Raw genomic sequence first — 11,502 nt, forward strand, 5'->3', positions numbered from 1 at the left:
AAGGAGTCACACATGCGCGTGCAAAAGAGTTACTATAAGGAGTTTTTATGACATATAACTCAATTAATGAAGTCCAAAAATTTTTAGCTGACAATTTTTTCAATCGAACTAAAGACTCTAAAAAAGCTGCGGGGAGGGCACTGGGAACTTTTGTTGAAATAATAACATATTATCTATTAAAAACATGGGGATTTCAGCAAGAGCTGTCAATCGAAACACGTTTGCCTGAATATGGCAATAATGATTTAACTCATAATGTTGAATTTACCCTACATAATATAAAGCAAACATCGAATGAAAGTATTGATCTTTCTTCAAAAATATCAACAAGAAAAATACTAAAAAATAAAAATTTTATAGATATAATCGCCTCACACCAAAAGAACTTGGTAGACATAAAAGATAACTTTACCATCATAAAAAATGGTACAATCATTGGTGAGAACAAAGACTCAATACTAACAGCATATATAGACTCAGAGAATACTAAAATACGATACTCCCTACTGGAAAAAAAAGCTCACGCAATGTTTGAATGTAAACGTGTTGGCATGGAAGGGGATAGCAAGGGGCCTCAAACAATTGAGAAGGCTAAGCAAGGAGCATATGTTGCAAGAACTGTATCCTCTTTGCAAAGAATTCGCCGAAAAGATAATAATCTTGGAATCATAGAAGTTAACGGCGAATATCTAATTGATGAATACTATAAAATATTTAGCGATATCATCAACAAAGAAATTCACCCTGTTGAAGATTTTTGTATGACGGTTGGAATTGTAAGCAATCATGGCAATTGGTTTACTTCTGGAAATCAAAATAAAGAGCTAAAAGTTCTCGCACATTCTTATGATTGGCTCCTATTTTTGACAGACAATGGCCTGACAACCTTTATACAAGATATATTTAACATAGATGTCTGTAAAAAAGCCTTTATATACTCCTACAGCATAAATGAAAAGACAGGAAAGAAAAACACAAACATATTTACAAAATCAAATATAGATTTGAATTCTGATAAGGAAATCAGTAAATATTTCTCTGAAAACATAGAAAAAATTGAAAATTGGTTTAATATACTTTCACCAGAGCATGGCAGCATTGAATCTTTAAAAGAGCAATTGCGGAAAATTCGGGGACTGTGATGACTGCTGGTAGAACTAACTCGAAGCAGCGTTCTAAGCATTGGTGCACTCCACCAAAGTATATAGAAGCTATTGAACTATTCTTCTCGGGAATAATTGATTTAGATCCTTGTTCTAATGAATATTCACTAGTAAATTCGCGTATACGGTATGCCCTCCCAGAGAGGGATGGCTTACATGAGTCATGGAATTACAAGAATATATTTGTTAATCCACCTTATGGGGCAGACACTATTCGAAAAACGACAATTAAACATTGGATTTATAAGTGCGAAGAAGCAAACAGAATTTACAACTCAGAAGTATTAGCACTAGTTCCTGTAGCGACAAATACACGCCACTGGAAGGATTATATATTTGGAAAAGCTTCATGCATCTGTTTCTTATATGATACAAGATTAAAATTCTATATTGATGGAATGTCCGATGATAAAGGTGCACCAATGTCATGTGCAATGGTTTATTGGGGGATAAACATAAAAAAATTTATACACATATTTTCAAAATATGGCGCTGCATTAGACATTTCCTCCGCAAAAGGGAAGCTATTTGGATAGAATATTGTATAATTTATCAGTCCCGTCTTTAAAAAGATATGGCCATGAGCGAGTAATTCAGCACTGAACATGAACGCGGACATCCGCTTTCGCGAATGTCCGCGCTTTCAATTCTGCCTGGATAGTTCGTTAAAGGTAGATAAGTATATGCCACCATATCCACGTCATACCAACAGCTATCACCCCTCTATTGCCAGAACGCCGCCTCTCAATTTTAAAAATAAAGCTGCTGTCCTCATGGATATTCCCCCCTTTTCTTGCTCATTTATTTGAGTCTCTTTCCCCATCGAACTTGAAAAAGTGTGGCCATCTGTGAGAACACGACAAACCTAAAATTCCAGACTGCCCGGCGTGCGCGGGAAGGGGATCACGTCCCGGATGTTGGTGATGCCGGTCAGCATCATCAGCAGACGCTCGAAACCGAGTCCGAAGCCCGCGTGCGGCGCGGAACCGAAGCGCCGCAGATCAAGATACCACCAGTAGTCCTCGGGATACTGCCCCAGCTCGGCGATGCGGGCTTCCAGACGGTCCAGACGCTCCTCGCGCTGCGAGCCGCCGATGAGCTCCCCGATACGCGGCACAAGCACATCCATGGCCGCCACGGTCTCGCCGTCATCATTGGCGCGCATGTAGAATGCCTTGATCTCCCGGGGATAATTGTAAACGATGACCGGCCGCTGGTAATGCTCCTCGGCCAGATAGCGTTCGTGCTCGGTTTGCAGATCCACGCCGAAGGCCACGGGATAGGTGAACTCCCGGCCGCTGTCCTGCAAAATATTGATGGCCTCGGCATAGGAGCAGCGCGCGAAGGGCTGACGCAACATGCCCCGCAGACGATCCAGCAGGCCCTTGTCCACGAAAGCGTCAAACAGCTTGAGATCGTTCTCGCAATGCCGCAGGCAATGGTCCACCACATGGCGCGTCAACCCTTCGCCCAGCTCCATGATGTCTTCCAGTCCGGCAAAGGCCATTTCCGGCTCGATCATCCAGAATTCGGCGGCATGGCGCGGCGTGTTGGAGTTCTCCGCCCGGAAGGTGGGGCCGAAGGTGTAGACGCGCCCGAGGCCCATAGCCAGCGCCTCGGCTTCCAGCTGGCCGGAAACGGTCAGATGACAGTTGCGGCCGAAAAAATCCTCCGACGGGCTGGCCGGGCCGTCGAGCGTGGTGACGCGGAACATCTCCCCCGCCCCCTCGCAGTCGGACCCCGTGAGGATGGGCGTATGCACCCAGACGAAATGCCGCTCATGGAAAAAGTCATGCACGGCCCGCGCCGCTTCGGAACGGATGCGGAAGGCGGCCCCGTACTTGTTGGTACGGGCGCGCAAATGGGCGATGGTACGCAGGAACTCGTCCGAGTGCCGCTTTTTCTGGAGGGGGAAGGTCTCCGGGTCCGCTCCGCCGAACACCCGTACCGTCGCGGCCCGTATCTCCCACTGCTGGCCCTTGCCGGGGGAGGGCACGAGTTCGCCGCTGACGGAGAGCGCCGCGCCGGTGGAGGCGTCGCCAAGCCCGGCCTGCGCCGCGGTCCCCGCATCCACGATGCATTGGATGTTGGTCAGGCATGAGCCGTCGTTGACTTCCACGAAGCTGAAGTCCTTGGCATCACGCCGGGTACGTATCCAGCCGCAAATGGTTATCTCGCGCTGCGGCATCGTGGCGGCCAGCGCATCGACGACGAGTGTACGTTCCATGATCCTCTGCCTTGTAAGGGGTGGATGAAAAAGAGCCGTTGCGCCGCCCAGCTTAGCCCGAAAGGGCGGGCAGCTCAACCGCGCCGTACGGGGCGGGGCTTGGCATTTTTCAAGACTTTATCTACCATTTGTCCATATTACACGCTGCCGGGCAGGATAGCTGCCCACCGGAAGGAGAATGCCATGAAAAAACTCTGTACCGCCCTTGCCCTGCTGTGCCTGCTCTGCGGCGGCTCCCTCACCACCACGGCCCTTGCGGCCCAGCCCGACCAGGCCGGCAAGCCCCAGCCCGACAAACCGGTCAAGACGGACGCCCGCGTCACGGCCGTCACCGTCATCGCCGAAGGGACGGACAGCATCGGCGCCCGACTGGTCACCGGCCTCAAGGAAGCCTTCAACCAGAGCAACCTGTTCGCCCTCAACGAAAAGGACGAGCCCAAACTCCAGCTGCTGGTCACCACCCAGCCGGAATTCCCCAGCCGCCCCAATGTGGGTTCCGTGTATTCGGTCTGCTGGGTGTTCAAGCAGGGCGAAGGCTATCTGGGCTTCTTGCTGGCCCGCGAACTGGGGACCATCAGCAGCGAGGACATCGACGCGCTGGTGGCCAAGCTCGTGGAACGCTCGGACGGCATCGCCGTCAAGTACGGCAACCTCTGGAAATAACCGGACGACCACACGATCCGCCCATGACAAAGGGGGTTCCTTCCAGGGAGCCCTCTTTTTCTTTTTCCGGCCAGCGGCGGCGGACGACTGATGGCGGCAGCTCAGATGCCGCCGTGCCGCAAGACGAAGAGGCGGGCCGCAAGGGCCTCCAGAATGCGGGCCGGGCCCACGGCGAAGGTCAGCGCCTCCTGCGCCTCGGCCAGCCAGCGCCCGCACAGGGCCCGGGAGGGGACATCGAGCGCCGCCAGCGCCATGTCCAGCGGCTCGTCCACATCTTCCCGCCCGGCCAGCACGCGGCCGAGCGACTTCTGGCAGGCAAGGAGGATGCGCCCGGCAAGGGCGGCATCCAGCGCATTACGGGCGCTCGTGCGCTCGAACAGGCCGCGCCCGCTGCGAAGGAATTCGCCGAGGGCCTCCTCCCAGGGCCGGGATTCAGGATCGCGGGCCGCGCAGTCCGGCCAGGGCAGGGTAAGGCAAAGGGAACGGGACACCAGTGTGGGCAGGAGCTGTTCCCGCTGGGCGCAGAGCAGGACGAAGCGGGTGGAGGGCAGGGGCTCTTCCAGACTTTTCAGCAGGGCGTTGGCCGCCTCGTCCCTGGCGAGGGTCAGGCCGGACAACAGCACGACGCGGCAGCCCGGCCCGTGCGGGGCATCCCGCAAAAGGCTTTTGAGCTCGCGCACGCGCTCCATGTTGAAGGCCCGGACAAGGCCGGGGTTCTCCTCATCGTCCTTGTTGCTGATGCGGCCATCAAAGGCCAGCACGTCCAGATGCTCGCCGGAGGCGACCTGGCGGCAGACCGTACAGGCGCAGCAGGGGGCGGACGCCTCGGGACACTTCAGGCGGCAGGCCCACCAGTGCGCCAGCGCCAGACGCCGCGCCTCGGTGCCGCCTTCCAGCAACAGCACCTGAGGAGGGCGCTCGCCCAGACCTTGCAGGCGTTCCCGCAGGCGTGACAGTTCCGCTCCGGCAAGCTCGGGGAAGAGGGTCGATATGCTCATGGGCGATCCCGCCAAAAAAGGAAAGGCCCGGCAGCTATCCTGCCGGGCCGACATGACAAATACAGAATTAACGGATGATGGTCGCGTGACGATCCGGCCCCACGGACACGAAGCCGACCCGCACGCCCGTCAGCTCCTCGATGCGCTCCACATAGCGGCGCACGCTTTCCGGCAACTGCGCAAACTCCGTGCAACCGCTGATGTCCTGCTCAAAGCCCGGCATCTCCTCATAGACAGGCCGCACACGGGCCAGCTCGCCCTCGCCCTGCGGCATGTAGTCAAGCCGCTTGCCGTCCAGCTCATAGGCCACGCAGATCCGCAGGGCAGGCAGCCCCTGGAGCACGTCCAGCTTGGTCAGGGCGATCTCGGTCATGCTGTTGAGGCGCACCGTCTCGCGCAGCACCACGGCGTCAAGCCAGCCGCAGCGCCGCGGACGGCCCGTGGTGGCGCCGAATTCATGCCCCTGGGCCCGCAGGTAGCTGCCGGTATCGTCTTCCAGCTCCGTGGGAAAGGGGCCGGAGCCCACGCGGGTGCTGTACGCCTTGACGATGCCCACAATGCGATCCAGCGCATGCGGGCCGACGCCGCTGCCCGCGGCCGCGGAACTGGCGACCGTGTTGGAGGAGGTGACAAAGGGATATGTGCCGTGGTCGATATCCAGATGGATGCCCTGCGCGCCCTCGAAAAGCACCACCTGCCCCCTGGCCTGGGCCTCGGCGATGGCGGCCGAAACGTCGGTGAGATAGGGCGTCAGGCGGGCCGCCTGCGCCAGCAGGGGCTCAAGGACGCTGTTTTCGTCCACAGGATCAAATTTGTAGAGTTCCTTCAGGAGCACATTCTTTTCCAGCAGAGCGAAGCGCACCTTTTCCCGCAGCAGGTCGGGCTGTGCCAGATCCCCGGCCCGCACGCCGATACGCGCCACCTTGTCTTCATAACAGGGGCCGATGCCGCGTCCGGTGGTGCCGATCTTCTTGCCGGCGCGCTTGGCTTCGCGCGCCTGGTCGATCACCTTGTGGTAGGGGAGGATGAGGTGGGCCTTGGGGCTGATGCCGAGCCGGGCGGGGCTCACGTCCACCCCCTGGGCCGCCAGCGCGTCCACTTCCTTGAGGAAGACCTCGGGATCGAGCACCACGCCGTTGCCGATGAGGCAGGCCTTGCCCTCGTGCAGGATGCCGGAAGGGATCAGGTGCAAGATGGTCTCTCTGCCGTCCACCTTGATGGTATGACCGGCATTGTTGCCGCCCTGAAAGCGCACGATGAGGCCGCTTTCCGCGCTGAGCATATCGACGATCTTGCCCTTGCCCTCGTCGCCCCACTGGGCGCCGATGATGACGATATTGGCCATATTCTGTCCGTCCTCCCCATACTCATGCTGTCTGACGGTGCGCACGGCACACAGGGAGTTTTTCTTAGCGCTTCCGGCCCGTCAAGTCAAATCATCGCTTCTCTTCGGGCGTCTTCCCCCCGTCCGGCAGGGAGAAGGCCAGCACGCGGCAGGGGCGTTTTGGCGGGACATCGCCGGGCGCGGACTCGGGAGCCTTGCGGCCGGGCGCTTCCAGCTTGAAGAGCGGGCCGAGCTTTTCCGGGGCGGGCTTGTTGTCGCTGCCTTCGGAACGCACCTGCTGCGCCCAGTAGTAATTGAAGAGCTGGTTCTTCATGCGCTTGGCTTCAATGAGCGCAAAGATGAGCACGGCCTCCTCCCAGCGCCGGGTCGGCTCGAACCGGCTGGCAAGGGTGGCGTATTTGCTCCAGAGCGCCGTGAGGGATGCCTCGTCGATGGCGTCGAGCTGTCGGGCAAGGCGGGCAAGCAACTTCTCCATAACATCCTCCAGCGCCTTCTTGTACGGTCTTGCGAAGCCGGCGTCAAATGGACCCTCCGGGGCGGACTGGCAAGCTGGGGGGCTTTCTGCTATGGTTCGACCTCACGCGGAGCGGGGACGCCGTGCCGCCCGCGCCGCACTGCCATCGTTTTTCTGCTGGAGGAAGCATGACGCGAGATCTCAAGGCCATGTACCGGGACGTCCAGAAGGATGCCTTCCCCGATTCCATGACCATTCTGCTCGGAGAGGAAAAGCTCGTTTACAAAAAACGTACCTGGACGCTGGACGGCGAGGAAAAGGGCCTGCGCTACGGGGAGAACCCCGATCAGCCCGCGGCCCTCTACGAACTGGTGGACGGCGGCATCACCTGCGGCGGTCTGCGCTGGCGCGGACCGGGCCAGGGCATCGTCTCCGCCCTGACCGAAGCGCAGATGATCCAGGCGGGCAAACACCCCGGCAAGACAAATCTCACGGACGTGGACAACGGCGCCAATATCCTCCAGTACCTTTCGGAACGCCCCGCGGCCGTCATCCTCAAGCACAACAACCCCTGCGGCGCGGCCTGGGCTGAGGAGGGCGTCGCCACCGCGCTGGAGCGCGCCTTCTGGTGCGACCGCATCGCGGCCTTCGGCGGGGCCGTCGTCGTCAACCGGCCCTTCACCCGCGAAGCGGCGGAAATGGTGGCGGCCAACTATTTTGAAGTGGTGGCGGCCCCGGCCTTCGAGGAAGGCGTGGTGGACATCCTCAAATCCCGCAAGAACCTCCGCATCATGGAACTGCCCGGACTGGCCCGCCTCGAGGAACTGACGCAGTCGGCCTTTCTCGACATCAAGAGCCTGGCAGACGGCGGCATCGTCGTGCAGAAATCCTTCGTCAACCGCATTTTGCGGGATGCGGACTTCCTCCCGGCTCAGGCCACGGACAAGAACGGCCTCAGCGTCACGGCCCGCACGCCCAGCCCGGCGGAGATGGCCGATCTGCGCTTTGCCTGGGCCGTGGAAGCGGGCGTCACGTCCAATTCGGTCATCTATGCCCGCAACGGGGCCACGGTGGCCATCGGCACCGGCGAACAGGATCGCGTGGGCTGCGTGGAGCTGGCCGCCCACAAGGCCTATACCAAGTATGCCGACGTGCTGGCCTTCCGTGAACAGGGGCTTTCCCTCTACGAACTCCAGCAGAAGGCCGCCACGGACGACGCCCTGCGCGAGGCCCTGGAGGACATCCAGCGCCGCACGAAGGAGGCGCGCGGCGGCCTGCCCGGCTCGGTGCTGGTCTCCGACGGCTTCTTCCCCTTCCGGGACGGCGTGGATGCGGCCATGCAGCACGGCATTACGGCCATCGCCCAGCCCGGCGGCTCCCTGCGGGACACGGAAGTCATCATGGCCTGCAATGAGGCTGATCCTCAGGTGGCTATGGTCTTCACGGGGCAGCGTTCCTTCCGGCATTAGGGCCTGTTGCCGCTCTCGCTTTTGCTTTGAGGGGAAGGCTTTCCCTTCCCCTCAGACTCCCATCCTTCCCCCGGCACGTTTTTGCCGGCGGCAGGCTCCGAACGGTCCGTTTTGATGCAACACGCCGCATATCACGGAAAAAGTCCGCGTGCCGGCCGCTCGCAAACGGACGACTGGCGGCCATCCCCCTCTCCATGAACGGCAAAGGAGCCTTCCGTGAAGCAGCCCACCCCACCCCCAGCCCCTTCCGGCACGCCCGACGCGACGGTATTGTCCGTGCCCACGCCCCGCCTCTGCATCTCCGCCGTTTCCGGCGGGGGCGGCAAGACGCTGCTCACGCTGGGGCTTGCCCGCTGCTGGCGCAAGGCCGGCCTGCGAGTCCAGCCTTTCAAGAAAGGCCCTGACTATATCGACGCCGCCTGGCTCACCCAGGCAGCCGGCCTGCCGGCCTGCAACCTCGATCCCTTCTTCCTGTCAGCCGACACGCTGCGCCTGCTCTTTGCCGAGCGCACGGGCCACGGCTCCCCGGCCGGAGAGGCCGTCCCCGCCGCGCAGCCTCCCGCAGACATGGCCCTGCTGGAAGGCAACCGGGGCCTGTTCGACGGCATGGACGTACAGGGGATCTGTTCCACGGCGGAGCTGGCCCGTACCCTCGCCTGCCCTGTCCTGCTTAGTCTCAACTGTACCAAGATGACGCGCACCGCCGCAGCCGTGGTGGCAGGACTGGCCCATTTCGAACCCGGTCTGGATCTGGCGGGCGTCATCCTGGGCCAGACGGCCTCCCCCCGGCACGAGGACATCCTCCGCCGGACCATCGAGACGTATACGGACATCCCCGTGCTGGGCTGTCTGCCCCGCCAGCGACACAATCCGCTGCCCGAACGCCACATGGGCCTTGCCACCCTGGGCGGCGACGCCTTTCCGCAGGAGACGGAGGCCCTGCTGGACAGGCTGGCGCAGCTCGTGCGCGAGCATGTGGATGTGGAGGCCGTACTGGCCGCCGCCCGCCGCGCGCCCGCGCTGGAGATCCCCTTGCCGCCCGGCAGCTCCTGTGCGGCGGAGGCCATGTATGCCGCTCCGGCGACGGAAGAGATCCCTTCCAGTGAGGGAGATCATTTTGCTTCCCGTGAAACATTTTCCGCCGGGCGGACACGCACCTTACGGACATCTGCTCCGGCCGAAGGCCGCCCACATCCCCGCATCGGCTACGTCCACGACGCCGCCTTCTGGTTCTACTACCCGGAAAATCTGGAAGCCCTGCGCCGGGCGGGCGCGGAGCTCTTCCCCGTGAGTCTGCTGGCGGCTGCGGACTGGCCCGAACTGGACGGCCTCTATCTGGGCGGCGGCTTCCCCGAGGACTTTGCCGGGCAGCTCACGGATTCGCCCGCTGTACGGCGTCTGCCGGAACTGGCGGCACAGGGACTGCCCGTCTATGCCGAATGCGGCGGCTTCATGGTGCTGGCCGAGGCCATCGAGCGGGACGGCGTCCGCTATCCCATGAGCGGCGTTTTCCCGGTCCGCGCCCAGTTCTGCCCGCGACCGCAGGGGCTTGGCTATGTGGAGGCCCACGTTACGGCGGAAAATCCCTATTTCCCGCTGGGGAGCCGCCTGCGCGGCCATGAATTCCACTATTCCCGCTGCGTCGGCGATGACGCCGCCCCGTCCCCCTCTTCGGCCCTGACGCTGGAAAAAGGCACGGGCATGGGACAGGGACGCGACGGACTGGTGCGGGGTCGCGTCTGGGCCTCCTATCTCCACATCTTCGCCCCGGCCGTCCCGATGTGGGCCCCGCGCTTTACGGCGCTGGCGGCAGCGTACCGTCGGGAAAGGGAACACGCATGACCATCTCCTGCATCATCCCGGCCTGGAACCTCTGGGAGACCACGCGTGCCTGTCTGCTCTCGCTGGCCGAGCACAGTCAGGGCGAGGATCTGGAAATCATCGTGGTGGACAACGGATCCACGGACGAAACTCGCGAGGCGCTGGGGCCGCTGGGCGAACAACTTTTCGGCGCGCGCTTCCGGGCCGTTCGCCTGCCGGAGAACCAGGGCTTTGCCCGGGGCTGCAATGCCGGGGCCCGTGCCGCCACCGGCGAGGCGCTCTTTTTCGTCAACAACGACATCACCTTCACGCCCGGCTGGCTGCCGCCGCTGCGCGAGGCCCTGTCCCTGCCGCATGTCGTGGCGGTGGGACCGCTGCTGCTCTATCCCGACGGGACCTGCCAGCATTGCGGCGTAAGCTTCAGCCCGCTCTACACGCTCTGCCATCTGTATGAAGGTTTTCCGGGCGATCATCCCGCCTTGAGGCGCGTCCACCCCCTCCAGGCTCTCACCGGTGCGGCACTCCTGCTGCCACGCGTACGCTTTCAGGAGGCCGGCGGCTTCCATAAAGGCTACAACAACGGTTATGAGGATCTGGACCTCTGCCTGAGCCTGCACAGTGGCGGGGGCAAGCTGCGGATCGCGGGCCAAAGCCTGCTGTATCACCACACCAGCCGGACGCCGGGCCGCTTCGACCGCGACAGGGAGAACGCCGCCCTCTTCTCCTCCCGCTGGGGAGGGAAAATTGTGCCCGACCTGCATCTGCAAGCGGCGGTGGACGGCTATGAAGTACGCCTGGGGCCCACGGGCAGGACATACGTCACCCTGCCCCCCGCACGGGTACGGGCGCTGGAGACCGACGCCGCCACCATGACCGCGCAGGACTGCGCCCGCCGCCTGCGGGAGGAGCCGCTCTGGCCGGGCGGCTGGCTGCGGCTTTCCGCCCTTCTCGAAGAGCAGGCGGAGGACGCTCAGGCGCTGGACGTTTTGCAGCGCGCCGCCCGCTTCTTCCCCGTGCCGGACATCTGGCGGCCGCTGCACCGTCTCGCCCTGCGCTGCGGCCAGAAGGAACTGGCGGACAGCGTGGCGCGAGAGGCCGGCGGCGATGACCCGGCCCGGAAACGGGCGCTCATCCAGCGCTACTGGCGGGAGGCGCGCCGCCGCCGTCAGGCTCCGCTGGTTACCATTTATGAACGCTGGCTGAAGGAAAACCCTGCCGAAGCCGGACAGACGCTGACCGGATAGTGTGGAAGCTGCCCGTTGGGGGAAGGGGAAGCCCTCGCTCCGCTGTCGATGCCTGTAAGGCTCCTCCGTCGCCTAACAGGCACGGCCTGCGGCCGCCTTTCGGTCGCGCTCTGCTGTC

Annotated in this window: 10 protein-coding genes; 6 read left to right on the forward strand and 4 right to left on the reverse strand. The window is 60.9% G+C overall.

From position 1 onward, the window contains the following. Positions 1-47: 47 nt before the first annotated feature. Positions 48-1,142, forward strand: coding sequence for a hypothetical protein (locus Q0J54_RS08370; RefSeq protein WP_296305016.1), 1,095 nt, complete (start codon positions 48-50; stop codon positions 1,140-1,142). Beyond that, positions 1,142-1,699 carry a DNA N-6-adenine-methyltransferase gene (locus Q0J54_RS08375; protein ID WP_296305017.1) on the forward strand — a complete coding sequence of 186 codons (558 nt, stop codon included), beginning with the start codon at positions 1,142-1,144 and terminating at the stop codon, positions 1,697-1,699. Before Q0J54_RS08370 ends, Q0J54_RS08375 begins: the two co-directional genes overlap by 1 nt. Before the next feature lie 329 nt (positions 1,700-2,028). Here the strand turns inward: Q0J54_RS08375 and asnS are convergent, their stop codons facing one another. Next, positions 2,029-3,390, reverse strand: a complete 1,362-nt coding sequence (asnS, locus tag Q0J54_RS08380) for an asparagine--tRNA ligase (protein ID WP_296305018.1) — start codon at positions 3,388-3,390, stop codon at positions 2,029-2,031. Positions 3,391-3,573: 183 nt separating this feature from the next. Between asnS and Q0J54_RS08385 the strand changes: the two genes are divergently transcribed. Continuing rightward, positions 3,574-4,053: a hypothetical protein gene (locus tag Q0J54_RS08385; RefSeq protein ID WP_296305019.1), complete on the forward strand. Its 480-nt coding sequence runs from the start codon at positions 3,574-3,576 to the stop codon at positions 4,051-4,053. A 101-nt stretch (positions 4,054-4,154) separates the two neighbouring features. Here the strand turns inward: Q0J54_RS08385 and Q0J54_RS08390 are convergent, their stop codons facing one another. The 3 genes from Q0J54_RS08390 to Q0J54_RS08400 all read right to left on the reverse strand — a co-directional run bounded on the left by Q0J54_RS08390 (position 4,155) and on the right by Q0J54_RS08400 (position 6,871). Then, on the reverse strand, positions 4,155-5,051 hold the full coding sequence (locus Q0J54_RS08390) for a DNA polymerase III subunit delta' (RefSeq protein ID WP_296305020.1): 897 nt from the start codon (positions 5,049-5,051) through the stop codon (positions 4,155-4,157). Positions 5,052-5,118: 67 nt separating this feature from the next. Next, complete coding sequence (locus Q0J54_RS08395) at positions 5,119-6,396, reverse strand: adenylosuccinate synthase (protein ID WP_296305021.1); 1,278 nt, start codon at positions 6,394-6,396, stop codon at positions 5,119-5,121. Between the two features lie 91 nt (positions 6,397-6,487). Then, the gene (locus tag Q0J54_RS08400; RefSeq protein WP_296305022.1) at positions 6,488-6,871 is read right to left on the reverse strand and encodes a hypothetical protein; all 384 of its coding nucleotides are present in this window, start codon (positions 6,869-6,871) and stop codon (positions 6,488-6,490) included. A gap of 167 nt (positions 6,872-7,038) precedes the next feature. Here Q0J54_RS08400 and Q0J54_RS08405 point away from each other — a divergent pair, with 167 nt between their 5' ends. The 3 genes from Q0J54_RS08405 (at position 7,039) to Q0J54_RS08415 (ending at position 11,384) form a co-directional block, all read left to right on the forward strand. Continuing rightward, on the forward strand, positions 7,039-8,319 hold the full coding sequence (locus Q0J54_RS08405) for an IMP cyclohydrolase (RefSeq protein WP_296305023.1): 1,281 nt from the start codon (positions 7,039-7,041) through the stop codon (positions 8,317-8,319). 216 nt (positions 8,320-8,535) lie between these two features. Next, entirely contained in the window at positions 8,536-10,161 is a 1,626-nt protein-coding gene (locus Q0J54_RS08410) for a cobyrinate a,c-diamide synthase (RefSeq protein ID WP_296305024.1), read from the forward strand. Further along, on the forward strand, positions 10,158-11,384 hold the full coding sequence (locus tag Q0J54_RS08415; RefSeq protein WP_296305025.1) for a glycosyltransferase family 2 protein: 1,227 nt from the start codon (positions 10,158-10,160) through the stop codon (positions 11,382-11,384). Before Q0J54_RS08410 ends, Q0J54_RS08415 begins: the two co-directional genes overlap by 4 nt. Positions 11,385-11,502 lie beyond the last annotated feature (118 nt).

The sequence above is a fragment of the uncultured Desulfovibrio sp. genome (genome assembly GCF_944324935.1).
Taxonomy (GTDB): domain Bacteria; phylum Desulfobacterota; class Desulfovibrionia; order Desulfovibrionales; family Desulfovibrionaceae; genus Desulfovibrio.